Raw genomic sequence first — 25,280 nt, 5'->3', positions numbered from 1 at the left:
CCAGTCCGATCCAGATGCTGCTCATGATCCCTTTCCTTGGCGTACTGCCGTTGCTTACCAGCTCGCTTTGAGCCCCAGCTGTGCGCTCGCACTGCGGTAGCCGCCGTCACCACGCTGCAGGCCAAGATCGCCCCATGCCGACCAGCGCGTCCCAAGCTGCAGCATCGCGCCGCCACGCACTTCGTAACGGTTCTTCGCCACCGCGCCCTCGATCAGCGCATCGTCCATCCAGACGCGGTTGCCACCGCTTTCGTGCAGCCAATGCGCAGCAATGAACGGCTGCACGCGGCGATCCTCGCGGCGTACGTCGCCGCTCAGGCGTATGCCCATCCGCGAGGAAAGCCCACCTGCGGCGGCGGTGGTCACCTGGGTGCCGTTGAGCTCGGTAAGACGGTCGGCGCGGTAGTCGGTATGGATGACCTGCAGTTGCGGCTGCACCATCAGTTGGGCCCCGCTGCGCGTGCGCAACGCCCACGTGTAGCCCGTCTCAAGCGAGGCGGCCTGCGTCTGGGCATCCTGGTGCTCCTTCGCCAGCCCGATCCCCTGCACGGTGTTGCGGTAGCGGCCATGCTGGATCCAGCCATCGGCATAGGCCCCCGTTCCTTCGTCCGGACGCTGCAGCCACGTAGCGTAGATCCCCAGCGCGGCGCCCTTTACCGTGCCCGTCGCGGTGTAGCCACTCAGCTGCGACTGCACATCGCTCGAGGACTGCCCGGCGGCCAGCAATACACCGGCGCGGCCCTGGCTGGCTCCGCCCCAGTGCAATACATCCATACCCCCCATCAGCACCGACGCACGCCCCGTCAGCGCAAGCTGACCGGCGACATCCTGCCGCGTGTGGCTGCTGCTGACACGCAGCCAACCGTCACCGCGTGCGCCGGCCATGGTGTCAGCGCCGTCGCGATCCTGCAGCTGATGCTGGAACAGGGACACAGCGGCCGCCTGGTTGGCCAGGTAGGCACCCGCTTCAGGTCGCACGATCTGCGGCGGTCGTGGGCGGTTGCAGTCGGCGTCGCCTTCCCCGGCCTCACAAGGATCGGGTGGAATGATGCCGCAGCCCGGGCCCGCGGGATCGTTCTCGCAGGGCTCTGGTGACGGTCCGATGCAGCCAGGGCCGGCCGGGTCGAGGGCACACGGCGCCGGCGGCGGCGGCTCGGCACAGCCGGGGCCATTGGGGTCGAGATCGCACGGGTCCGGCGGGGTCGGCGACAGCGCAGAACGCAGGTACCAACCGCCATCGCCGGGCGTGGTGACACCGCCCTTGTGCAGGAAATAATCGTAGCTGCCCGCCACAGCGCGCCCACTCAGGGTGTAGACCGCATCGGACTGGCCATCGACCTGGATCAACTGGATGCCGTTGGTCGTCTGCGCGCCCAGCCCGTGCACATTGTTGACCTGGATGCCGGCGCTGCCTCGGGTATCGCCGCGCACGTGCAGGAAGTCGACCCGTGAGGTGTCATCGCCCAGCGCCCCATTGAAGATCAGCAGCGCGTTGCTTGCTTCAACGTCGCCGGCGATGGTGAGTCGGTTGAAGGTGGTGCTGCCCGCTGCCGACAAGGCCAGGGTGCTGTCGTGCAGGCTCAGCTGGCCTACGCTGGCGTCACCGGTCAGGGTCCAGCGGCTGTCGTCGGAGAGTGCCACCTGGTTGACTACCGAACTGGCACCCACCCAGTGCGAGCGGCCATTGAGGCGCACGCGGATGTCGGCCACGACGGGGATGCCGGCGGCGATGTCCTCCGGGGTGATCACGATATCACCCTGCGCATGGGCATCCTGATCCAGGCGGAGCTCGAAGGGGCTGGCAAACGCCGCATCCACCGCCATCAGCGTGCCATTGCCGCCGATCAGCCGGGCGCCGTTGCGTACCGTCACCTCGCGTGCGGTGCGCACCCACAACGCGGCATGCCGCTCACTGATCAGCGAGCCGCCATCGATGTCGAGCCGGCCGTTGGCATTGACCACGCCTGCATAGGCATCCAGACCCTGTGTGCGCACGTGGGTGTTGTGAAGTGTCAACTCTCCCGGGCCACCACTGAGCACGCCGTACCCCTTGGTGCCGGTGGTCAAGATCCTGCTGTCGCGCAAGTGCACGGCACCACCAAGGCGTGCAATCGCGCCGATGCTGCCTGCGCCGGTGGTGGTGACGTCGACGCGATCGGCTTCGAAGACCGGCCGCCGACCGCCCGTGTCCTGGGAGGCATACAAGCCATGCGCCGACGCGCCTCCTGTACGCATCGTCAGCCCATCCAGCGTCGCAAGGCCTTCGCGATTGTCGATACCCACGCCGGCATCGCTGCCGGTGGTGATGCTGCCGCCGTGCATGGTCAACGTGGATTCACTGGGCAGCCAGATGCCGGTGCCGATGAAGCCGTCCGTGGTGATGTCCACGTCGCTCAGCCGCACATCGCTGCCATCGCCGTTGATGTTGATGCCGTAGTGGCCGGAGGTGATCGTCGTCCCGAGGATGTCCACCTGGTTGTTGGCCCAGAGGAACACACCATCGCCGCGCTCGTGGTCCGAGCGCAGTGCACTGTTCTCGATGCGCAGCGTCCCGCCGCTCAATTCAACTGCAACAGATTGGCCGCCGGAGACGTGGATGTCGGCATCGATCAACGTGACGGTACCGCCGCCGGTAACGCCCTTGGCGCCATCTCCCTGGGTGCGGATGCGGCTGTTGGTGAGCGTCAGCGTCGAGCCGACGTACGCCCGGGCCCCGGCACTGCCGTATCCGGCCGTACTCACATCCAGATTGTCGCCCTCGATGTGCCCACCGTTAAGCGCAAACAGGCCGTCAGAGCTGCTGCCGCTCGTCTGGATCTGCGCATCGCGCAGCGTCACCACGCCGTTGTCTGCCATCACCGCGTGAGACTGGTTGCCACCGGTCTGGATGCGGCCACCAACGCTATCCACCTGTGCATTGCCCTTGGCCGCCAGCCCGTGCGAGCCATCACCGGAGGTCTCCAGCGTCGCATTGCGCATCACCAGGGTGCCCGCATCGATCTGGGCTGCGGTGCTGCGCAGGCCGCGGGTAGTGACCGTCGTGCCCTGCCCGGCGGCGTCGGCCTGCAGCTCGATGCGGCCGCCCGTGGCGACAGAAAGCCCAACCGCACTGGCCCCCGAGGTGGTGATGTCACCCGCAGCGAAGACGAGCGTGCCAGCACTTTCGGCGCGGGCCGCGGCCGTATTGGCACCGATGGCGTTGAGCGATACGGGCCCGCCGGAGCCGATGCTGCCCCCGTTGAGGGCGTGGAAGACATGCCCGGCGGCGCCGTCATCGGTGGACGCATAGCTGCCGGAGACGACATCCAGCTGGTGACCATCGGCGACCACCGGCCCCAGACTCTGGGCCAGGACGGGCGCACTGCACGTACAGGCCACCGCGATGGCGAGCGAAAGGGGGCGCAGACGGTTCAGCGAGCGGGGAGCGCGAGAGGTCATGTAGGGATAGCCGGTCTCTATGCAGGCCGCGACTTTAGGAGCGCTGCCTTTCTGCGGATATGCAATTAGTTGTAAATCCACAGCCGCATCGATGTCCTGAACGCGACGACGGATGCCCAATTCGCGAGAGACGGGACCCGGACTCGGGCCTACGCTACGCATCCTGCCTCCCTTCGCAGCTGCAGCGTAGCCAGCGCGCCTGCGTTCCACTGTTCCCGATCGTGCCCTCATGCCCCCTGAAACCGTTGCCCCGCCCCTGATTCCCGCCGAACCGCCCAGCCCCGCCCCGAACCAGGGCTTCGCGGTGCGCATCGTCGGCGCGGCAGCCTTCGCCCACCTGCTCAACGACATGATCCAGGCGGTTCTGCCGGCGGTCTATCCGATGTTCAAGAGCCAGTTCTCGCTCACCTTCGGGCAGATCGGCATCATCGGACTGGTCTACCAGGTCACTGCCTCGCTGCTGCAGCCTTGGGTGGGCATGTACACAGACAAGCGGCCGCTGCCTTATCTGCTGCCGTCCGGGATGGTCGCTACCTTTGTCGGCATTGCGCTGATGGCGATGGCGACCCGTTACGAAACGCTGCTCATCGCCGCGGCCATCGTTGGCATCGGGTCGGCCACCTTCCACCCGGAAGCCTCGCGCGTGGCACGGATGGCCTCGGGCGGTCGCTTCGGCACGGCGCAGTCCACCTTCCAGGTCGGCGGCAATACCGGCTCGGCGATCGGCCCGCTGCTGGCCGCGGCCATCGTCATCCCACACGGGCAACGCGCGATCGCATGGTTCATGCTGGCTGCGGCGCTGGCGATCTGGGTGTTGTTCCGCCTTACCGGTTGGACCATCCAGCACGGCCAGGCCAAGATGAAACGGTTGGCCACGGGCCACGGTGTCGGGCTGAGTCGCGGCAAGGTGATCCAGGCCATCGCCGTCATCGCGGTGCTGATGTTCGCCAAGTTCGTCTACATCGCCTCGTTCACCAACTACTTCACGTTCTACCTGATCGAGCGCTTCGGCCTGACCGTGCAGCAGAGCCAGATGTATCTCTTCATCTTCCTGGCCTCGGTCGCGCTGGGCACCTTCATCGGCGGACCGGTCGGCGACCGGATCGGGCGCAAGGCGGTGATCTGGATCTCGTTCCTGGGCGTGGCGCCGTTCGCGCTCGCCCTGCCCTACGCCAACCTGATGGGCACGGCGGTGCTGGCGGTGGTGATCGGACTGGTGATGTCCTCGGCATTCGCGGCGCTGGTGGTCTACGCGCAGGAGGCGGTGCCCGGCCGTGTGGGCATGGTGTCGGGGCTGATGTTTGGCCTGATGTTCGGCATCGGTGGTCTCGGCGCGGCCGGGCTGGGCAACCTGGCCGACGTGCACGGGATCGTGTGGGTCTACCACTTCACCTCGTATCTGCCGCTGCTCGGCCTGGCGACGGCGTTCCTGCCGAAGACGAACATGCACTGAGGCGTCTGCCTCAGTGGAAGAACCGACTCGGCAGCTGCCCGAAGCGCTTTTTGAACATCGCGGTGAAGGCACTCGGACTGGCATAACCCAGCGCGAGCGCCACGTCGATCACCTTTTCGCCGTGTGCCAACTGTTCCAGTGCACGCAGCAGACGCGCCTGTTGGCGCCATTGCCCGAAGGTCATGCCCAGCTCGCGTGCACACAGCCGCTGGATGGTTTTGACGTCCACGCCCAGACGCCGGGCCCAGTCCTGAAGCGTGGATGGGTCGTCAGGCGTGGATTCCAGCCGCTGACCGATGAGCTGCAGGCGTGGGTCGGTCGGCTGCGGCAGGTGCAGTGGCAGTACCGGCAGCAGCTGCAGCTCATCCAGGACCAATTGCATCAGCCTGCCATCGCGCGAATCGGCCTGGTACGGTGCGACGACGTCCATCGCCGCGTGGATCAGGGCAGCCAGCAAAGGCGTGACCGATACCGTCGACGCACTGGCCGGCGGCTGGGCAATCGCCTGCGGCAGGATGTACAGGCTGCGCATACCGACCGCGCCGATACAGCTGACCTTGTGCCCCATGCCGGCCGGAATCCAGATCGCACGGGTACCGGGGACCACCCAGCGCCCTGCCCCGGCCTGCACCACCAGCACGCCGGTTTCGGCGTAGACCAGTTGATGGCGGTCTGGATGATGATGCAGCGCGATGATCGTACCGGCGGGATACTCGCGCGCCCGGCAGAACACGGGCGTCTCCGGACCGGCAGGCAGGCGCTTGCCTTCGCCGACGCCCGGGGCGATGTCCCTTATCCGATATGGCATGCCAATACCCTCGCAAACCACCTGCGAGGAGACTCTAGCGTGTCCGGCGTGTTTTCGATATCGGGCCAGTGCGGTCATCGGGGTCTGGAAGGCGCCAGCACCTCGATCCACGTGGGCGCGTGGTCGCTGGGCTTCTCCAACGCGCGCACCCACCTGTCCACGCCTGCATCCTTCAGGCCGGTGGCAAGCACGGGGTTGAGCAGCAGATGGTCGATCCGCAGTCCACGGTCGCGGGCGAAGTGCTCGCGGAAATAATCCCAGAAAGTGAAGATCTGCGCGTCACCGTGGACCGCGCGCAGGCTGTCCGTCCAGCCCTGCCCCAGCAGAGCCTGGTACGCCTCGCGCACTTCTGGCTGCAGCAGCGCGTCCTTCCGCCAGGACTTGGGATCGTAGATGTCCGCATCGGTCGGCACGACGTTGAAATCGCCAATCAGCGCGACGGGATGTGGCAGCGCAACCAAGCCCTTGGCGTGCTTGTGCAGGCGCTGCATCCATTTCAGCTTGTAATCGAACTTCGGACCGGGCTGAGGATTGCCATTGGGCAGGTACAAACCGCCTATGATGACGCCGTGCGCGGCGGCTTCCAGATAGCGGCTCTGGTCGTCTTTCGGATCGCCGGGCAAGCCACGTCGGCTCTCGATCGGATCCTGGCCGCGTGCCAGCAGTGCGACCCCGTTCCAGGCGCGCTGGCCGTGCCAGATGCACCCATACCCCACGTCGCGGATCGCCGACTCCGGGAAGGCCTCCTGAGTGGCCTTGAGCTCCTGCAGCGCCACGATGTCTGGTTGCTCGCGCGCCAGCCACTCGATCAGATGCGGCAGCCGCCTCAGCACGCCGTTGACGTTGTAGGTCGCGATTTTCAGGTGCTTTCTGGCAGGCATGGGGCGTGGTTCATCGCGGTGGCAGGTCTCGAGGATTGTCCTGCGCCCATCTACCTGCCGCGAATGCAGCGCGAGCATGGCGTGACGGCGCGGCGCGTTGATCGCGCATTGACCGTCACGGCGTCACACTAAGCCCGTGTTTCGATCTGGCAAGGTGCCTGCATTGCGTGTACTGACATGAAAACATGGACGGTGCTGCCGAGGCGCTTCTATCAACGCCACCCCGCCGAGGTGGCGCCGGAGCTGTTGAACAAGCTGCTGGTGCGCGATGACGGTCGCGCAGGCCGCATCGTGGAGGTGGAAGCCTACGCAGGCGACCAGGATCCGGCCGCGCATTCGTATCGCGGCAGGACCGCACGCACCGCGACGATGTTCGGTGAGGCCGGTCATCTTTATGTCTATTTCAGCTACGGCATGCATTGGGGCTCGAACGCGGTCTGCGGCGAGATTGGCCAAGGCTGGGGCGTTCTGCTGCGGGCACTTGAGCCCGTCGCCGGACTGGAGCTGATCGGCCAAGCGCGACCGGCGATCACGCGTGAGCGCGATCTGGCCAGCGGGCCGGGACGGTTGTCCCAGGCGATGGGCATCAACAAGGCATTGGATGGCGCGGATCTGGTGCGCAACGATCGTGGCATCCGCATCGTCTGCGATGGCGTGCTGCCGCCTGCCGATCCGCTGGTGGGGCCACGGATAGGCATCAGCAAAGCCATTGATTTTCCATGGCGATGGTCCGTGCGCGATCACCTGCATGTTTCGAAACGGGCGACCATGTCCAGCGCCAGATAGCGACGCGACCGCGCGCAGGAGACAGTGACGCACTATGCGCAATCCCGGGTGACCGCCACGCGATGTGCGCCGCACCTGATATGCACGATATATCGCTAACTCACGTTCACAACAGCGCATTCCATGTGCGCAACACCCGAACTGTGACGCAGCTGTTTTTCGTCGGCATGACGTATTTCCCTGCGTCAAAATGCCACTGCGCAATAAGCGTCAACACCCATCAAGCGAACGTGTGCATCGCCGATATCCTCGCGACTACCCCTGCACGACGCACGGGCAGTGCCTCCTTCATCGCATGCGAGATACTGATGCAACACGTCTTACTGAAATTCCGCGTCAATCAACGACTGTCCGCCGCGTTTGCTGCACTCATTCTGATCACCCTGATCATCGCCGGATCCGGCGTCTGGGCCTTGGTTGCGACCAAGCAGAAGCTGGATGTGATAGTCGAAGAGAACATGGTGAAGATTCGACTTTCCACCGACATGCTGGATGCCAACGCCCAGGTAGTGGCTGCGGTGCAGGGTCTGTTACTGGAGGACGATGTCGCCAGCTACGACGGCTACCTGCAGCGCGTGCGTAGGTTCCGCGAGACATACGACAGGTCACGCGATGCGCTTTACGCGATGCCTGCCACGGCCGAAGGCGAGCAGATACTGCAGCAGATCAAGGAGTCACGCAGCGCGGCGCGGGCGTTGATCCAGACTGTGATTGACAGCAATGCCGCCGGCGACATGACCGCTGCCCGGACCCACTTCGAAGATGCCGAGGCCGCCATCGACCAATGGCAATCCTCCATCCGCAACAACATTGCCTTCCAGCAGACCGACAGTGACCGCGCGTATGCGGATGCGGAGCTGCAGACCCGCCGCGGGAAAGCGCTGCTGATCGTGGGTGCAACGGTGGCCATGCTGATCAGCGCGCTGCTGGCGCTCCTGATCACGCGCAGCCTGACGGTACCCCTGCGCGAGGCCATCGCCTGTGCCGACCGGATTGCCGGCGGCGACCTCACCGCGAAGATCACCCCCATCGGTAACGATGAAGCGGCGGATCTGCTGCGCAGCATGGCCAACATGCAGCAGCGCCTGTCTGCCCTGATCAACGCGCAGCGCGAGCTTTCGGCGCGGCAGACCAGCGGGCAGAGCAGCTATCGCATCGATGCGGCCGGCTTCCCCGGTGCGTATGGCGAACTGGTCCGTGAGACCAACGAGCTTGCCAACAGCAATGCCACGCTGATCGCGCAGATCGTCGCGACGGCCACCAGCTACTCCATCGGCGACCTGAGCGTGCAGATGCGCAAGTTGCCGGACGAGCAGGCGGTGATCACCACCGCGATGGAGACGATGCGCAACAACCTGCTGGCGATCAGCTCGGATATCCAGCGGCTGGCCACTGCAGCGGCCCAGGGTGATTTCACCCAGCGCGGGGAACCGGAGCAGTTCCAGCACGCGTTCAAGGGCATCGTTCTGGATCTGAACCGCCTGATCGATGTCACGGATGTGAGCATCGCCGAGATCGCCAAGGTGCTGCTGGCCATTGCCGATGGCGACCTCACCGTGGATGCCAGGGGCGAATTCTCAGGCGTGTTTGCCGATATCCTCGCCTCCGCCGGCGCCACGGCGCGAAACCTGCGCGGCATCATCGGCGGTATCCAGGCCAGCACCGCAGTGATCTCCACCTCAGCGGCAGAGATTGCGATGGGCAACAGCGACCTGTCGCAGCGCACCGAGCAGCAGGCGGCCAATCTGGAAGAGACCGCCGCCTCGATGGAGGAACTCACCTCCACTGTCCGGCAGAACGCCGAGCACGCGCGCCAGGCGGCGCAACTGGCGGCGCTGGCCGAACAGAATGCCGCTGCCGGTGGCACAGCGGCGGCCGATGTGATGGAGACCATGCGCGAGATCCAGATCGGCTCCGGCCGGGTTGCGGAAATCATCTCGGTCATCGACGGCATCGCCTTCCAGACCAACATCCTGGCCTTGAACGCCGCCGTTGAAGCGGCGCGCGCGGGCGAACAGGGCCGTGGCTTTGCGGTGGTGGCCAGTGAGGTCAGAACGCTGGCGCAGCGAAGCGCCAACGCCGCCAAGGACGTCAAGGCCCTGATCGACGGCTCTTCCGAACAGGTCAAGAAGGGCGTGGTGCTGGTCGACGACGCCAGCGCCTCCATGCGTGAGATCGTCAGCTCGATCCAGCAGGTCCGCCATGCCGTGGGGGAGATCGCGGCCGCGTCGCAGGAGCAGACCGCGGGTATCGAACAGGTCAACCAGGCGGTGGTACACATGGACGAGGTGACCCAGCAGAATGCCGCGCTGGTGGAGGAGGCATCGGCGGCCTCCAGATCGCTTGAGGATCAGGCCATCGTGCTCAATCGCGCGGTGACGGTGTTCAAGGTGAGTTGATCAACTGCGCTGCGCCCCACGGCTTGTCGATCGCAAGCCGTGCGGCGCTTCGCCCACACACCCTTGATACGCACGAAGGCACACTGGCGCTCCCGCCTCTTCATTTCAAGGAGCCTTTGCCTGCGCCCTGATACCCCCTCATCGCGATCGCCGCGATCAGCGCCGTCCGCAGCGCGTCGCATTCGAGGCTGGTTGGTGCGGCTGTTCGTGCTTGCCGTCATCCTCGTGGCGGTGGGCGTTGTCTGGAACAGTCCGATCGCGCAGTCGCCGCGCGCACTCTGGCGCCTGTCCCAGATGCCGGCACCCACCGCCCTGCCCGTTCCCGTGGCCGGGGTAACCGCACGCCAGGTCGCCGGTACCTTCGGTGCGCCCCGTGGCAGCGACCGCACGCATGCCGGCGTGGACATCTTCGCCAAACGTGGCACCGAGGTGCGCAGCGCGACACCGGGCATCGTCACGGATATCCGCGAGAGTGGCCTGGGTGGGCGTCAGGTGTGGGTGATGGGCCCGGCGCGCGAGCGCTACTACTACGCCCACCTTGACGACTGGCCTGAAGGACTTGAGTGTGGCCAAGTGATCGAGCAAGGCACCCTGCTGGGCTATGTCGGCGACACCGGTAACGCCAAGGGCACCCCCCCGCATCTGCACTGGGGCATCTACGGTGCAGACGGCGCCTACGATCCGCTGCCGCTGCTGAAGGCATGGCGGGACCCGCCCTGAGCGGCGTGCAGGCCACCTTCACAACAAAGCGCACCGGACTAACACCCACACGCCTAGCGTCGGTGGCTCAACACCCACCGGCAGTACCTCCATGGCGATCAAGACCGCAGAAGACCTCTTCCTTCACGAGCTGTCGGATATCTACAGCGCGGAAAAACAGCTGACCAAGGCGCTGCCAAAGATGGCGCGTGCGGCCTCCAATCCAGACCTGGCCGCCGCATTCACCCTGCACCTGGAAGAAACACAGGGCCAGATCGAGCGCATCGATCAGGTGGTGGAGCTGCTGGGTATCCGACTCAAACGCATCAAATGTGCTGCGATGGAGGGCCTGGTCGAGGAAGGCAAGGAGGCGATCGACAGCATCGAAGAAGGCCCGGTACGTGATGCCGCGCTGATCGGTGGCGCGCAGAAGGTGGAGCATTACGAAATCGCTTCCTACGGCACCATTGCCGCAATGGCCAAGCAACTTGGCTACAAGGCGGCCGTGCCGCTGCTGCTGGCAACGCTGAAAGAAGAGAAGGACACGGACGAGAAGCTCACCCTGCTGGCATTGGCCGGTGGCGGTAATGCCAAGGCCGCTGCGGCCTGAGTTCGACCACCACACAGGAGCCTGCATGTCGCTGCGCCCACCCGTTATCTATCACGCCTCGCTCGAGCATGCCGACGCGGAGGAAGCTGCCCACATCCATGAGCTGACCGAGGTCTTCGCGCGCATGGCGCTGACCGTAGCCGAGCAGGAAGGCCATGCGCACCGCGCCGTGCATGCCAAAGGCCAAGGCTTGTTGACGGGGCGGTTGCGCGTGCTGGATGGGTTGCCAGCAGAGCTCCGCCACGGTCTTTTCGCTCGGCCCGGTAGCTATGACGCAAGGGTGCGATTGTCTTCGCCGCCGGCCGAGCAGCTGCCCGATTCCGTCTCCACACCGCGCGCGATGGCACTCAAAGTGATCGGCGTGGAGGGACCGCGCGCGGAAGGTGCCGAGGAGCAGCACACGCAGGATTTCCTCATGGTCAACGGCCCGGCATTCAACACGCCCGGCGTGGCCGGCTTCCTGCGCGCGGCCAAACTGCTGGCCGCCACCACCGAGCGGATGCCTCGTACCAAGCGGATGATTTCGGCAACCCTGCGCGGTGCGGAGGCGGCGCTTGAAGCTGTCGGCGGGCAAAGTGCCACGCTGAAGGGCATGGGCGGCGAGCCGCAGCATCATCCGCTGGGCGAGACCTTCTTCAGCCAGGTGCCCTTCCTCTACGGCCCGTATATGGCGAAGTTCTCGCTCGCACCGGTTTCACCTGCCCTGCTCGCCCTGACCGGCGACAGGATCGGCTCGGACGAGGACGCCCAGCGCGAGGCGGTCGTCGCCTTCTTCACCGATCTGCCCAATCCAGTGGACTGGGAACTGCGGGTGCAGTTGTGCCGTGACGTGGAGCGGATGCCGATCGAGGACGCGTCGGTTGTCTGGCCTGAAGCGGACAGCCCGTTTCTCCCGGTCGCACGCCTGAGCGTGGCGCAGCAGGAAGCCTGGCAGCCCGGCACCTCTCCCGGCATCGAGGATGCGCTGGCCTTTGCGCCGTGGCATGCGCTGGCCGAGCACCGGCCGCTCGGCGGCTTGAACCGTGCGCGCCGCGTGGTCATGGCCGCCTCGCGTCAGTTCCGCTCGCGGTTCAACGGGTGTCCGATCCACGAGCCGGTGGGCTGAGGCCGCTGTCAGGCGCAGCCATGCGCTGTGCCCTACCGGATGCCGTGCAGTTCCATCGCCCGCATCACGATGGGCTTGGCCCAGTCCGGCGTCTGCAGCAGCTCGATCGCCGAGGCCGGATAGTGCAGCCCGTTGCGGTCCAGCTGCAGCACCGGCAGCGGTTCGGCGCCATCGGCATCGGCCGGGGCACTGTTGTCGTAGACGTGCAGTTCCGCCAGATGCGGTAACAGGGCCAGCAGGTTCTCCCGGGAGGAATCGTAGCGGGCGCGGATCTTGTCGGCGGGAATATCGTGCCCGCCGCGGCTGACCCGCGCGGCCACGCGTTCCATGTGCAGCTCCACGCTCTGCAGGCCGCAGAACCAGATCGCCACATCGTGGCGGTCGCAGGCTTCGCGAAGCAGGCGTGGGATGGTGTTGCCGCCCAGCGTGGTTTCGAACGCGAAGTCGGTACCCTCGTCGATCGCCTGCCCCAGCCGGCGCGCGCCTTCATTCCAGGCCGCTGCGTTGGCCTCGCCGAGCGACCAGCCGGTCTCCACCAGGCGGCGGGTGAACGTATCCGGGTTGAACCAGGTCAGGCCTTCTTCTTCCAGCCACATACCCAGCAGCGAACTTTTGCCGGCGCCGTTGACGCCGGCCAGCACCAGAATGCGCCCCATCGGTCAGAGCGGATTGCCGAGAGCGACCTTGCGGCCGCGGCGGATCGGCTGACCCAGCACCTTGCCCAGCCCGCCATCCCGGCCAAGACTGGCCAGCGTGGTATCGAAGGCCGCCCGCAGGCGGTCCAGCTCGCCCAGGCGCTGGTCGGTATCTCCCCCGGCGGCCTTGGCCAGGAGTTCCTGGTAGGTCTTGATGTCCACGATCACCGCTTCGGGGTGATTGTGGTTGGTGATCACCAGCGCCTGCTTCTCGCGCACGGTGCGCATCAGGCTGGGCCAGCCGCGGGTTTTCACCGACGAGGCAGTCGCCTTCTCAAGGCCAGGCAGATCCAGTGGCAGGGTCATGGCACGCTCCAGCAGGGGATGTGCTCACTATACCCCTTCTGGCCAAATTGGACATAAATCCCATTTTGGCCAGAAGGAGGGTCCGGTAACCGGTCAGCGGGACATCGAGTACGGCTGCTCGGCCCCCTGCCCCGGCCAGGCCTTGTTGGGCTCGGTCTGCAGGGTGAAGCGCAGTTCGCCGCCCGCCAGGATCTCGTCGTGCCGCAGGAAGGTGCGCTGCAGCGGCTGGCCATTGAGGGTCACCGAGCCGACGTAATCGTGCCCCTTGCCCAGCCCATCAGCGACGATGGTGAAGGTCTTGCCATTGGGCAGGTGCAGCGCCGCCTTGGGCAGGAACGGACGGCCGATGATGTACTCGCCACTGCCGGGTGCGACCGGGTAGAAGCCCAGCGCGGTGAACACGTACCAGGCCGACATCTGGCCGAGGTCGTCATTGCCGGCCAGGCCATCGGGGCGGTCTGCGTACTGGGTGTCCATGATCTGCTTCAGGCGCGCCTGGGTGCGCCACGGCTGGCCGGCATGGGCATACAGGTAGGCCACGTGGTGGCTGGGCTCATTGCCGTGCGCGTACCAGCCGATCAGCCCGGTGATGTCTTCCATGTGTTCAAAGATGGAGGGGTCGACCTTGGCCTCGAACACCTCGTCCAGCCGGGCCAGCAGCGTGTCGCTGCCCCCGTGCGCGGCGGCCAGACCGGCCACATCGTGCGGCACATACCAGGAGTACTGCCAGGCGTTGCCTTCGGTGTAGTCGGTGCCGTAACCGCTCGCGCTTGGATCGAACGGCGTGCGGAAGCTGCCATCGCGCTTGCGCGCCCGCATGAAGCCGGTGTCCTTATCGAAGGCATTGTGCCAGTTCGTGGCGCGCTTCTCGAACTCGCTGGCGACCTCGGTGTTGCCCATGGCCCTGGCCATGCGCGCGATGGTCCAGTCGTCGAACGCGTACTCCAGCGTTTTGCTGGCCGCTTCGCCTTCTTCATCGATCGGCACCCAGCCCAGCTCGCGGTACTGCGCGATGCCGTCATACGGGCCGTAACTGGCGGTGGCCACCATGGCGGCCAATGCCTTGTTCTCATCGAAACCGCGGATGCCCTTGAGGTAGGCATCGGCAATCACCGGCACGGCGTGGTACCCGATCATGCACCACGTTTCCTGCCCGTGGAACGCCCACACCGGCAGCATCCCGTAAGCGCTGTTGTGCTGGTGCGCGAGCAGCGAATTGATGAAGTCGCTGTTGCGTTTCTCCGGCTGTACAAGGGTCAGCAGCGGATGCAGGGCGCGGTAGGTATCCCACAGCGAGAACGTTGAATAGTTGGTATAGCCCTCGGCGCGATGCACGGCATTGTCCGAGCCGCGGTACTGGCCATCGCTGTCCATGAACACGGTCGGCCCGAGCAGGCTGTGGTACAGCGCGGTGTAGGCGCTGCGGCGATCATGCTCCGGCGCGTCGATATCCAGCACCGACAGCGCCTGCGTCCACTGCGCTTTCGCGTCTGCCCGGACACGGTCGAAATCGAAGCCCGGCACTTCGCTCTCCAGGTTGGCGATCGCACCGGCCTCGCTCACCGAGGAGATCGCAACAGTCACCACCAAGGGTTGATCGAGCTTGCCGAAATCAAACGTGCCGACCAGCTGGCGTCCTTCGATCTGCGCACGCTGGGCCGGGCTCTGGTGCCCCGGCGGCGGGAAGCCTTTGTAGGCGATGTCGGTCTCTGTGTTGTGGAACGCGTGACCGGTCAGCGGGCGCGAGAAGCGCATCGCGAAATACAGTTGCCGGCCCGGTGCCCAGCCACGGGTCTCGCGGAAGCCGGTAATGGTGCCGTCTTCACGGGCGCGCAGGCGCGACCACAGGATCTTGCCCGGATAATCGTAGAGGCTGGTGCGCAGGTCCAGCAGCACACGCGCCGGCTGATTGGCCGGATAGGTGTAACGGTGGACGCCCACGCGGGTGCTGGTGGTGAGTTCCGCGCGTACCTTGGGGTCATCCAGAGTGACCGCGTAGTAGCCCGGCTCGGCGCGCTCGTCATCGTGGCGGAAGCGCGAGGTGTAGCCGCTGCCGGGTTTGTCCGGGTCGCCACGCTCCAGGCTGGCATCGGTGCGCACCGGCATCAGCAGCACATCGCCCAGATCGGAGTGGCCGCTGCCGGAAAAATGCGTGTGCGAGAAGCCGACGATGCTGGTGTCGTCATGCCGGTAGCCTGCTGCCCAGCCATACGCCTTCTCGCGCGGCTGGATGCGGGTGTCCGGGCTCAGCTGGACCATGCCGAAGGGAACCGTGGCCCCCGGGTAGGTGTGACCCTCGCCTGCGGTGCCGATGAACGGATCGACCGCCGCATAGGCGCGCTCGCCGACCTTCACCGGCGCCGCGGTCGCTGTGCCGGCCACCAACATCGCCCCAACCGCGAGCCCCAACCAGCGCACCGTCCCCGTTTTTGTCATGGTGTTGAATTTAGATCGATTCAGGTGAGGTTGATCCTAGCACCGGCCGATTCGGCTTACATGTTGCGGTGCGGCTGTCGATCCACAGGCCACTGCTTGCTAGGCTGGCGGCAGATTCGAGTTGAGGACGACCTGCATGCTGTCACGCCCTACCTGCCTGCTGGGGACATCCGTCATCGCCGTTGCACTCCTTGCCGCCTGCGCGGGACACACCCCTCCCCCCGGCGCCGGCGCTGCACCGGCCGTCCCCCACCAATCCGCAGTGGCGTCGCTGACGTGGAAAAGGCAAGAGAGCACACATCCACCGACCGCACGCCACGAAAGTGCCATGGTTGCCCTGGACGGCAAGCTCTACCTGCTCGGTGGGCGCGGCGACCGGCCCATGGAGATCTTCGATCCTGCAAGCGGACGCTGGACCCTCGGGGCAGCGCCGCCACTGGACCAGCTTCACCACGCGCAGGCCGTAGCCTACGACGGCCGGATATGGGTGCTGGGGGCGCTGACCGGCGACTTCCCGGCCGAACCCTCGGTTCCAACACTCTGGGTCTATGACCCGGCAACAGACGCCTGGAAACCGGGAGCCGCTCTGCCAGCAGGCCGCGCACGCGGCGCCAGCGGTGTCGCACTGCACGACGGCCGGCTCTATCTGCTCGGCGGGGTGACGCGCGGGCATACCGGTGGCGTGGTGCCCTGGCTGGATGTCTTCGATCCCGCCACGGGACAGTGGGCCGCCCTACCGGATGCACCGCGCGCGCGCGATCACTTCCACGCGGCCGTCCTCGATGGCCAGCTGTATGCCGCCGGCGGCCGGGTAAGCGCGCACGGGAGCGGCACATCGAGCATGCAGTCGGTCGCGCCGGTGGACGTGTTCGACATCGCCACCGGCCGCTGGTCCACCCTGCCCTCGCCCCTGCCTACGCCGCGCTCAGGCACTGCCACCGTCACATGGAATGACAGGCTGCTGGTGATCGGCGGCGAAAGCGACGCACACACCTTCGCGCACGCCGAGGTCGAGGCCTGGAACCCAGCGACACAACGATGGGAAGCGCTGCCGCCGCTGCCGGTGGGGCGGCACGGCATGCAAGCGGCCGTCCTGGACGGGACGCTGCATGTGGTCGCCGGCAGCGGCAATCGCGGCGGCGGTCCGGAACTGGACGACCATTACCGGCTGGTCGTCCGTCCGTAGCGCAGTGCAGCGGCCGCGTCCTGCGAAGGGACTCAGGCGGGACGCGCCGAATCCGGCAGTGACGGTTCCGGCAAGGCCGGCGGCGCCGCATCCACGGTGACCGGCTCATCGCTGCGCATCAGTGCACGTGCTTCGGCCTCACTGGCCACGGCCGGCGGCGAACCGCGCAGCGGCATGCCCGCGGTCTCGCGCACGAACAGCATGGTGATCCCGCCGATCACCGCCGCCCCCATCAGGTAGTACGCCGGCACCAGCGGATCGCCGGTACGCTCCACCAGCCAAGCGGTGACCAGCGGTGTGGTACCACCGAACAGCGAGACCGATACGTTGAAAGCGATCGACAGCGCGCTGTAGCGCACCGGCGTATAGAACAGCGCTGGCAACGTGGACGGCATCGAGCTGGTGAAGCACACCAGCGCCAGGCCGAGCAGCATCAACCCGAGGAAGATCAGCCAGTCATTGCCGCTGCCCACCAGCTTCAGGCATGGGATGGCCAGCAGGAACAGCGCGATGCAGGCGCCGATGATCATCGGGCGGCGACCCAGGCGATCACTGAACAGGCCGCCCACCACATTGAGCGGCATCATCACCAGCATCACGATGATGATCAGCAGCAGGCCTTTGCTTTCGGCATACCCCATGGTCACGCTGAGGTAGCTGGGCATGTAGGTGAGCAGCATGTAATCAGTGACGTTGAACACGAGCACCAGGCCGACGCAGACCAGCAGCTGTGCCCAGTGCACCCGGAACAGCGCCCCGAGGCCGGGGCGTTCGTGGTCGCGCTTCTCGGCCTCTTCGGCATACGCGCGGAAGGCCGGCGTCTCTTCCAGTTTCATGCGCATGTACAGACCAAGCAGGCCCAACGGACCAGCCACCAGGAACGGAATGCGCCAGCCCCAGTCCAGCATCTGCGTACTGCTCAAGGCCATGTGCAGTGCGGTGACCGTACCGGCACCGGCGATATAGCCGCCCAGTGTGCCGAACTCCAGCCAGCTGCCCATCAACCCGCGATTGCGATCGGTCGAATACTCGGCGATGAACGTCGCCGCGCCCCCATACTCACCGCCGGTCGAGAAGCCCTGCACGATGCGGGCAAGCAGCAACAGCGCCGGCGCCCAGATCCCGATGCGGTCGTACGAGGGAATCAGGCCAATGCTGAAGGTGCCGGCAGCCATCAGGATCATGGTGGCCGCCAGCACCTTCTGTCGCCCGTACTTGTCGCCCAGCGGCCCGAACACCAGCCCGCCCAGGGGGCGCACCAGGAAGGCGACGGTAAACGTGGCAAAGGTGGCGATCAGCTGCGCGGTCGGGCTGCTGTCGGGGAAGAACACGTGGCCAAGGGTCACGGCCAGGTAGCCGTAGACGCCGAAATCGAACCACTCCATCGCGTTGCCGAGTGCGGCAGCGCCAACCGCCTTCTTCAACATCGGACGATCAACGACGGTGACTTCGTCGACATGCATCTGGCGGCGGCGTTTGAACCAGCCGAAATGAGCGTGTGCGGCAGGCAGGTCCTGCATCTGCGTTCTCCTGGAAGCAGGCCATCGCGGCGCCCGAGGTCCCGCGCACGGCACAGGAAATACCGCCTCTGATGACACAGCGCGATGCGCGAAGAGGGGTTGCAACAGACGATCCCGGACGGCCGCGTGGACTCAGCGACGCTGCGGGATGGATGACCAGAAAGCGGGCAATGGCCCGGGGGTGATCAAGCGGCCTATATTACTACAACTGGCCAGCAAGCACCCCGCGCTGCTCTGTTGGGGAGCATGGAACAGCGTGTTTCAAGCAGCGGACTGAGCGTCACTGCCCTCGTTCGAGGGCATCGATCAGCGGCGCAAGATCGTCGCGCTCGCGCGGTCGCACCGCGCGCGCGATTTCCTGGCCATCACGCAACAGGATCACGGTCGGCCACAGCTTTACGGCAAAGGAGCGGCCCAATGGCCGCCCCTTTCCGTCTTCGACCTTCAGGTGCGTCGCGTCGTAGCCGCCGAGAAACTTCTGCAACAGCGGCTGGGCGGCACTGCAATGGCCGCACCACCCGGTGCCGAACTCCAGCAGCACCCATCCGCTGCCCGCATCGATGTCGGCGCGGGTGATATCAGAGGGGCTGTACTCACGAATGAAGGGCATGCGCGTTACTCAGGAAAGCGCGCGCTGGATATCCTCCAGCGGTGCATTGGTGTAGTCCTTCGCCAGGTCCTTGATCAGCCGCTCCTGGGTTTCCTTGTGCAGCAGCGGGCGGATGCGGCCCAGCGTCTGCGGATCCGCAATCAGGATCAAGTGCGCATAGCGGTTCTTCAACGCATCTTCGTTCAACTGCGCTGCAACCTGCTTGGCGAATGTGGCTTCGTTGAGCTGGGAGATCGTCATGTCCTGTGGCACCGAGCCGGAGGGGCCCTGCCCCGAGGCGCCGGTCTCACTGACGGCCTGCAGCTGAAGTTCCCCCTCCTGCTTAAGCTGAAGCTTGTGTGCGGTGCCGACGTTGGTGAACACGCGGGCCGAACCGCCGTCGGCGACAACGACGAGGGTACCTTCGGGAATCTGCTGGCTCATCATCTACTCCTTATGGGGAAAACCGAGCGCGGGTGCACTCGGGTTCCACCGTAGGCAACCCCATGTAAGCACCGTGCATACGGATGTATGCATTCCGTATGCAGCGCCTGTGCGCCTTACTCCGCCGGCGCTGCCGGTAGTGGCATGTCCAGGTGGCGAGTGAAGAAGCGGGCCATCACCCGGTAGGCCTGCTGGCTCTCAGGCAGCCCGGCATCCAGATGAAACGCGTGGCCCAGGCCGTCCCAGACGTGCAGGTCCGACTCACGGCCCAGGTCCACCAGCCGGGAATGGGTGTAGGAGACGTTGCTGAGCTCTGCCGCACGGGTGGCGGTGATGAACAGGGTTGGTGGGAACTGCGCGAGGACCGCATCGGAGAACACCGGGGACACCAGCGGATCACGGAAATCCACCTTCCCGTAGTACAGGTCCTCCATGATCGGCAGCGTGCCGTCAGCATGCGGCAGCAATGCATCGGTGACGGCCGCGGCCATATAACGGGAGTCGCCGCCGTAGCGTGCATCGCCGCCCGCACAGAACAACCCCGCCGCCGCCGGCATCGGCAGCTTTTCCTGGGCAAACCACGCCAGCGACTCGCCCGTCAGCACGCCGCCGGCCGAGCAGCCGAACAGACCGATGTGCCGTGCCGGCATCTTCTCCAGCGCCGCCCGGTAGACCGCCGCCACATCCTCACTCGCGGCCGGGAACTGATGCTCCGGGCCTTGGCGGTACTCCACCGCCACGACCGTGGCCCCGGTCATGGCCGCGACCGGAATCGCCTCCAGCAGGCCGAGGCTGTCAGCGCGGCCGAACACGAACGCGCCGCCGTGCAGTTCGATCAACAGGCGGCGCTGCGCGGGATCGACTGGCGCACTGCGCGGCTCGACACGGACCACCGGCACGCCATTCCAGGTTTCGTGGAGCAGCTCCACCGGATAGCGCTGGCGCAGCGACTTGATCTCGCCGTAGGCCCAGTCGTCGGCGCCCTTGCGGATGGTCGCCAGTTCCTTGAGCACGGTGGCGTTGTCCATCTTCGCGACGGGATCGCCGTTGACGACGGCGCTGCGCATCGCGGCCTGTGCTTCCGAACTCAGATACGGGGACAGCGGCAAGGCGAACTCCGGCACGTTCCGGACGCCTTGCGCTGGTGAAGGGGTGGGCGTGGTCGCCATGACGGCCCCGCTGACGGCCAACAACAGCGCCATCGGCGCAAATATTCGGGTCCCATCCATCTTCTGCACTCCCCATGCGAAATCGGGTCCCAGAATAGCCGTTATCTCGCTCGACTCCGGCGGGATTCTGGAGCGCGCTCCGCGAGCAGGGACGGTTCCCCGGTTGCCCCGCTACCAATTCACTGAATGCGTCAGAGGGCTGCGCTTACTTACGCTCTCCCCACGCCTGCAACCATCGCCATGCCAGCACAGCAATGACCACCAGCAGCACAAGCACAGCCAATGGATTCCAAGACGTTCCGGAGAGCGCCAGAAGCTGCTCTGGAGACTGATCAGCGATCATCATCATGCCAAAGCCGCCGACACACAGCGATCCGACTCCGAGAGCGATGTCCCGCTGGCCAACCCTGTCTCCATGCGGCGCGACCTCTTTCAGTTCACGGATCCCTTCAATACGCCCTTGCACGCGGTGGCCCTTGTAACCCGCTACAACGACACCGACAGAGATCATGTCGTCCGGATTGAGCAAGCACGGTGAGATGTGGACGCGGTCGTCCACTACGCTGACAGCGACCTCATTGCGCAGCGACTCAGGGCTGACCTTCTCAAGATGACAGCTGATGATTTCCTGGGCATCAGGAAAACGGATCCCGAGCGGCGTGCTGATTTCGGCCGCCCGGATGGCCGAGTTGCCCACATTCTTGACTGTCAACCACAGCATGGCCACATCGGGCACTTTCTTGCCGTGGAAGAATACCTCCACCGCGGCGGAGGCGTTCTCGTTGATCGAAACCAAGTGATTTACGGGACTGACCTCGTAACGAATCGCCGGCCTGCGGCGATTGAGAACCTGATAAACCTGCACCAAGCCCAACGTAAGTGCGATATACACAGCGATCCAGCCTGAATCCAAGTACGTATCCACCGGCCCTCCTTGAACGCGCCTGATTGAGCGGAATCGTAGCCGATATCTGCCCAAACGCAGATGGATCACCTTCCATTGCGTGCGCGCGCTTCCACACTTCCTGCGACGCCATGTCGCACCGCCATGCAAAGCGCAATTGACCAATGTCAACGCCAGCCCGCAGCGACTGCCGTATTTCTAGCCAGGACACGACGTCACCGGCCTCCGCCTGCCGGCCAACGCCGCCGGCAGCACCGGCACGCGAGGGTCATCGGGGGGCCGCCTATCCGCCATCCGTTGAAGGAACTGTCATGAGCTACGCCCCCGAATCCACCCAGCTGCTCGCCGCGCTCGAGAATGTCATGGTGATCTCCACCACCGACCTGCAGGGCAACATCACCTATGCCAATGATCTGTTCTGCACGCTGACCGGGTTCCAGCGTGAGGAGCTGGTCGGCCAGCCGCACAGCATCGTGCGGCACCCGGATGTGCCCAAGGCCGTCTACAAGGACATGTGGGACACCATCAAGGCCGGCAAGACCTGGACTGGCATCGTGCCGAACCTCGGCAAGGGCGGCGTGCTGTATGTGGTGGACACCACCGTGCAGCCGCTGTTCGACGCCGACGGCACCATCACCTCCTACATCAGCATCCGCCGCGTGGTGAACGATCTGATGTCCAACTTCGATGCGGTGGAGTTCAGCAAGGAAAAGTTCGACGATTTCTACGCCGCTGCGTGATCGCCATGGCCCCCATCGAACGACTGTGGGTCGGGTTTGGCTCTGAATCCGGCACGGCACGCGCGCTCGCCCACCGCCTGGGCGCGCACCCTGGCCTGCAGGCCCATCCGCATCACGTGCTGCCCCTCAACGACATCGATGTGGGCCGGTTGGGCGCAGGCGACGTGTTGTTGGCGGTCTCCAGCTCGTTCGGTGATGGCGAACCGCCGGCCAATGGCGAGCACTTCGCCGAGGCGGTTCGCCAGGCCCCGGCGCTGCCGGGCCTGCGCTATGCCGTGTTCGGGCTGGGCGACACCGCCTATCCGCAGTTCTGCGGCTTTACCAAGGCGCTGGATGCCCTGCTGCATGCACGCCAGGCGCAGCCCATCATGAACCGGGTGGACGCCGATGCCAGCTTCGAGGACTTCTTTCAGCGCTGGGCACCGACCTTGGGCGAGGTGCTCGCGGGCCGCCCAGACGCCGGCCGTGATCTGCACCTGCAGGTGACCGCTTACAGCGAGGACAACGCGTTCGATGCGCCGATCGTGGCACGGCGGCGCTTGAACACGAGCGATCCGGCGGCCTGGCACCTGTCGCTCGATCTGCGCGGCAGCGGCATGGTCCACCGCGCAGGCGATACGCTGCACGTGGTACCGGAGAACGATCCGGCGCTGCTGGATGCGCTGGCACGCTGGTATGGGCAGAACGAGGCAATCGAGCAGCTCCGCCACAAGGAACTGCGTCAGCTTGGCAAGTCCGTGCTGCGCGAGCTGGCACGGATGGGCGGCAGCGAGGCGCTCAAGGGCCTGTTGAAAGTGAGCCAGCGCACCGCGCTGGAGGTCTACCTGCACGGCACGGATCTGCTGGACATCCTGCAGGATCATGCCACCCCGGACAGTGTGCCGCTGGCGCGTCTGGTCGAGCTGCTCTCTCCCTGTCTGCCACGCGCCTATTCGATTGCCTCGCATGGCCAGGCGGAGACGGTGGACCTGTGCCTACGCGAGGTGCGCTACCAACAGCGCGGGCGCGAACGGCGTGGTGCTGCGACCGGCTGGTTGCTGGGCGATGCCGGTCATGCGCGCGTCTACTGCCGCTCAAACCCCAACTTCCACCTGCCGGAAGACCTTGATAGTCCGCTGGTGATGGTCGGCACCGGCACCGGCATCGCCCCGTTGATGGGCTTGATGCAGGAGGTGCACGCCACCGGCACGCCGCGTGAGGTGTGCCTGGTGTTCGGCGAGAAACAACGCGAGCACGACTTCCTGTATCGCGAGGTGCTGCAGCAGTGGCAGGCCGAGGGTCGCCTGTCCACACTCCTGACCGCGTTCTCCCGTGATACTGCGGAGAAGTTCTACGTCCAGCATGCCTTGGCCGCCAACAGCCCCCGCGTCACCGATCTGCTCCAACGCGGTGCGCATCTGTATGTATGCGGTAACAAGCGGCACCTGGATGGTGCAGTACAGGAGGCCATCGATCCGATGTTGCCGCCAGCCGCCGGCTGGACCGCCCTGCAGGCACAGGGGCGAGTGCATTGCGAGTTGTACTGAGACGCCTCAGTCCGCTGCGTCAGGTGACGCCAGCGCAGACAGTCGCGCGGGTTGGAGCAGCGCCACATCGCGCTGCTCGATCGCAATCAGGCCCTCATCGTGGAAACGGCGGAGCACCCGGGTGGCCGTCTCCGGCGCCATCCGCAGGTAGTTAGCGATGTCGGTACGGGCCATCACCAGCCGGAACCGCGTTGCCGAAAAGCCGCGACGCGCATAGCGCTGGGAGAGGTCTAGCAGAAACGCCGCCATGCGCGCATCGGTGCGATGGTTGGCGGCCAGCAGGGCGACCTTGCCGATCTCCGCGCTGAGCAGGCTGAACAACCGCGACTGCAGCCCGGGCATCCGCGAAGCGAGCAGGCTCATCTTCGGGAACGAGAAGCGGCACAGGTGCACGGTATCGAGCGCCACAGCATGGCACGGGTAACGCCCATCGTGGATCGCATTGAGGCCGATCACCTCGCCGGGCAGGCTGAAACCGAGCACCTGTTCGTTGCCCTGGGTGTCGGTGATGAAGGTCTTGACCATGCCGGCGCGGACCGCCGCGATGGCGTCGAACGGATCGCCTGCATGGAAGATGATCTCGCCCGGCTGGAACGGACCCACGTGGTCGACCAGGACGTGCAGCTCCGACAAGGCCGTTTTGTCGTACCCCTGCGAGGTGCAGGCATCCGAGAACGCGCAGGTGGTGCAGAAGCGCAGGGCATCGCCATCATCTGCAGCGGCCGGGTTCGGAGTGACCGGGCCGATCGGTGGGTGCAGCGACGAGGGGAGCGACATGGTTCGATGCAGGAAAGAGCGCTTGGCGATGATACGCGATGCCCCACCGCAGCCGGCCCGTATGAACGCCCGCGCCAGCAGCGCGAGCCGCTTCAGGTGTAAAATTCGCCGTTTTAACCGGAACAATGGCCAAAACCGCGCAACGGACGCCTGTCCCGGGCCCGGCCTTCATCCGGCTGCTGGCCCGCCTTGCTGAGAGCAACCTGTCCTCGGGGGGGCCTGCCCTGTCCGACCGACTCAGCGAGTGGGTGGACTGGACGCGGGCGGTGACCCTGTCCAAGGCGCTCGATGGCCGTCTCCCCCCTGCCGTGGAGGGCCCGGACTTCGATGCCGACGAGGATGCCGAGTGCCAGCGGATCCGCGCTGCTTTGGAGGCGACCATTGTTCAGGAACCTGAGGGCGCCAAACACCCTCGCCAGGGGCTGGCAGGCGACAGGGCCGACGGCACTGTTGAATACACCGTGTTCCGCGAGCGCTATTTGGCGCTGCAGCGGGCCATGCTCCGGGACACCAGCCGTCTACGCGGACGCTTGCGCGACATGTTGACCCGCATCTCGCCCGGGATGGCCAGGCTCGCCGAAGTCGATGCGCTGATGGAGCAGACCCTGAGCGCGCGCGAGCACAGCCTGCTCGCGAAGGTGCCTGTCCTGCTCGGCGTGCATTTCGAGCGCCTGCGCGAGGCCGGCAGTGATGATGCCTGGCTCGAGGTGTTCCGCCGTGACATGCAGAGCCTGCTGCTGGCCGAGCTGGATGTTCGTTTTCAACCGATAGAAGGGCTGCTTGCAGCGCTTCGCACCCACTAACCGGGA

21 protein-coding genes and 1 pseudogene are annotated in these 25,280 nt (G+C 65.7%); 10 read left to right on the top strand and 12 right to left on the bottom strand.

The window, feature by feature from the left end:
• Window positions 1-54: 54 nt before the first annotated feature.
• Complete coding sequence (locus ABE464_RS05095) at window positions 55-3,438, bottom strand: autotransporter outer membrane beta-barrel domain-containing protein (protein ID WP_346471025.1); 3,384 nt, start codon at window positions 3,436-3,438, stop codon at window positions 55-57.
• A gap of 229 nt (window positions 3,439-3,667) precedes the next feature.
• Here ABE464_RS05095 and ABE464_RS05090 point away from each other — a divergent pair, with 229 nt between their 5' ends.
• Entirely contained in the window at window positions 3,668-4,891 is a 1,224-nt protein-coding gene (locus ABE464_RS05090) for an MFS transporter (protein WP_346471024.1), read from the top strand.
• Between the two features lie 10 nt (window positions 4,892-4,901).
• Here ABE464_RS05090 and ABE464_RS05085 read toward each other — a convergent pair whose 3' ends face one another.
• Entirely contained in the window at window positions 4,902-5,699 is a 798-nt protein-coding gene (locus ABE464_RS05085; RefSeq protein ID WP_346471023.1) for a helix-turn-helix transcriptional regulator, read from the bottom strand.
• A gap of 104 nt (window positions 5,700-5,803) precedes the next feature.
• Window positions 5,804-6,580: pseudogene (xth, locus tag ABE464_RS05080) on the bottom strand (exodeoxyribonuclease III); the annotation flags it as partial.
• Window positions 6,581-6,757: 177 nt separating this feature from the next.
• Between xth and ABE464_RS05075 the strand changes: the two are divergent.
• The 5 genes from ABE464_RS05075 to ABE464_RS05055 all read left to right on the top strand — a co-directional run bounded on the left by ABE464_RS05075 (window position 6,758) and on the right by ABE464_RS05055 (window position 12,179).
• Window positions 6,758-7,366: a DNA-3-methyladenine glycosylase gene (locus tag ABE464_RS05075; protein WP_346471022.1), complete on the top strand. Its 609-nt coding sequence runs from the start codon at window positions 6,758-6,760 to the stop codon at window positions 7,364-7,366.
• A complete protein-coding gene (locus tag ABE464_RS05070; RefSeq protein ID WP_346471021.1) occupies window positions 7,300-9,765 on the top strand; it encodes a methyl-accepting chemotaxis protein in 2,466 nt (821 codons plus the stop codon). The genes ABE464_RS05075 and ABE464_RS05070 overlap by 67 nt, the downstream gene beginning before the upstream one ends.
• Window positions 9,766-9,885: 120 nt before the next feature.
• Window positions 9,886-10,485, top strand: a complete 600-nt coding sequence (locus ABE464_RS05065; RefSeq protein ID WP_346471132.1) for a M23 family metallopeptidase — start codon at window positions 9,886-9,888, stop codon at window positions 10,483-10,485.
• A gap of 91 nt (window positions 10,486-10,576) precedes the next feature.
• Window positions 10,577-11,074 (top strand): ferritin-like domain-containing protein, encoded by a 498-nt coding sequence (locus ABE464_RS05060; RefSeq protein ID WP_346471020.1) that lies wholly within the window; start codon window positions 10,577-10,579, stop codon window positions 11,072-11,074.
• 25 nt (window positions 11,075-11,099) lie between these two features.
• A complete protein-coding gene (locus ABE464_RS05055) occupies window positions 11,100-12,179 on the top strand; it encodes a catalase family protein (protein WP_346471019.1) in 1,080 nt (359 codons plus the stop codon).
• 32 nt (window positions 12,180-12,211) lie between these two features.
• Here ABE464_RS05055 and ABE464_RS05050 read toward each other — a convergent pair whose 3' ends face one another.
• The 3 genes from ABE464_RS05050 to ABE464_RS05040 form a co-directional block, all read right to left on the bottom strand.
• Window positions 12,212-12,835 carry a hypothetical protein gene (locus ABE464_RS05050; protein ID WP_346471018.1) on the bottom strand — a complete coding sequence of 208 codons (624 nt, stop codon included), beginning with the start codon at window positions 12,833-12,835 and terminating at the stop codon, window positions 12,212-12,214.
• Window positions 12,836-12,838: 3 nt separating this feature from the next.
• Window positions 12,839-13,180: a type II toxin-antitoxin system prevent-host-death family antitoxin gene (locus ABE464_RS05045; RefSeq protein ID WP_346471017.1), complete on the bottom strand. Its 342-nt coding sequence runs from the start codon at window positions 13,178-13,180 to the stop codon at window positions 12,839-12,841.
• Window positions 13,181-13,273: 93 nt separating this feature from the next.
• Entirely contained in the window at window positions 13,274-15,616 is a 2,343-nt protein-coding gene (locus ABE464_RS05040) for a GH92 family glycosyl hydrolase (RefSeq protein WP_346471016.1), read from the bottom strand.
• A 328-nt stretch (window positions 15,617-15,944) separates the two neighbouring features.
• Here ABE464_RS05040 and ABE464_RS05035 point away from each other — a divergent pair, with 328 nt between their 5' ends.
• Window positions 15,945-16,802 (top strand): kelch repeat-containing protein, encoded by an 858-nt coding sequence (locus ABE464_RS05035; protein ID WP_346471015.1) that lies wholly within the window; start codon window positions 15,945-15,947, stop codon window positions 16,800-16,802.
• A gap of 32 nt (window positions 16,803-16,834) precedes the next feature.
• On the opposite strand, the gene proP is transcribed toward ABE464_RS05035, so the two are convergent.
• From proP to ABE464_RS05010, 5 genes are all read right to left on the bottom strand, one after another.
• Entirely contained in the window at window positions 16,835-18,322 is a 1,488-nt protein-coding gene (gene proP / locus ABE464_RS05030; protein WP_346471014.1) for a glycine betaine/L-proline transporter ProP, read from the bottom strand.
• Window positions 18,323-18,602: 280 nt separating this feature from the next.
• A complete protein-coding gene (locus ABE464_RS05025; RefSeq protein ID WP_346471013.1) occupies window positions 18,603-18,932 on the bottom strand; it encodes a thioredoxin family protein in 330 nt (109 codons plus the stop codon).
• A 9-nt stretch (window positions 18,933-18,941) separates the two neighbouring features.
• Window positions 18,942-19,355: a host attachment family protein gene (locus tag ABE464_RS05020; RefSeq protein ID WP_123729359.1), complete on the bottom strand. Its 414-nt coding sequence runs from the start codon at window positions 19,353-19,355 to the stop codon at window positions 18,942-18,944.
• Between the two features lie 116 nt (window positions 19,356-19,471).
• On the bottom strand, window positions 19,472-20,524 hold the full coding sequence (locus ABE464_RS05015; RefSeq protein WP_346471131.1) for an alpha/beta hydrolase fold domain-containing protein: 1,053 nt from the start codon (window positions 20,522-20,524) through the stop codon (window positions 19,472-19,474).
• A 205-nt stretch (window positions 20,525-20,729) separates the two neighbouring features.
• Window positions 20,730-21,449 carry a hypothetical protein gene (locus ABE464_RS05010; RefSeq protein WP_346471012.1) on the bottom strand — a complete coding sequence of 240 codons (720 nt, stop codon included), beginning with the start codon at window positions 21,447-21,449 and terminating at the stop codon, window positions 20,730-20,732.
• 290 nt (window positions 21,450-21,739) lie between these two features.
• Here ABE464_RS05010 and ABE464_RS05005 point away from each other — a divergent pair, with 290 nt between their 5' ends.
• Window positions 21,740-22,168, top strand: a complete 429-nt coding sequence (locus ABE464_RS05005; protein WP_346471011.1) for a PAS domain-containing protein — start codon at window positions 21,740-21,742, stop codon at window positions 22,166-22,168.
• 5 nt (window positions 22,169-22,173) lie between these two features.
• A complete protein-coding gene (locus tag ABE464_RS05000) occupies window positions 22,174-23,694 on the top strand; it encodes a sulfite reductase flavoprotein subunit alpha (protein WP_346471010.1) in 1,521 nt (506 codons plus the stop codon).
• A 6-nt stretch (window positions 23,695-23,700) separates the two neighbouring features.
• Here the strand turns inward: ABE464_RS05000 and ABE464_RS04995 are convergent, their stop codons facing one another.
• Window positions 23,701-24,471, bottom strand: coding sequence for a cyclic nucleotide-binding domain-containing protein (locus tag ABE464_RS04995; protein WP_346471009.1), 771 nt, complete (start codon window positions 24,469-24,471; stop codon window positions 23,701-23,703).
• A 125-nt stretch (window positions 24,472-24,596) separates the two neighbouring features.
• Between ABE464_RS04995 and ABE464_RS04990 the strand changes: the two genes are divergently transcribed.
• The gene (locus tag ABE464_RS04990; protein ID WP_346471008.1) at window positions 24,597-25,274 is read left to right on the top strand and encodes a DUF3348 domain-containing protein; all 678 of its coding nucleotides are present in this window, start codon (window positions 24,597-24,599) and stop codon (window positions 25,272-25,274) included.
• Window positions 25,275-25,280 lie beyond the last annotated feature (6 nt).

The organism is Stenotrophomonas sp. TWI587 (assembly GCF_039674145.1).
In the GTDB taxonomy this organism is placed as follows: Bacteria; Pseudomonadota; Gammaproteobacteria; order Xanthomonadales; family Xanthomonadaceae; genus Stenotrophomonas; species Stenotrophomonas maltophilia_AY.
Note: the sequence above shows the minus strand (reverse complement) of the source record. Positions and strands in the feature narration are given on the sequence as shown.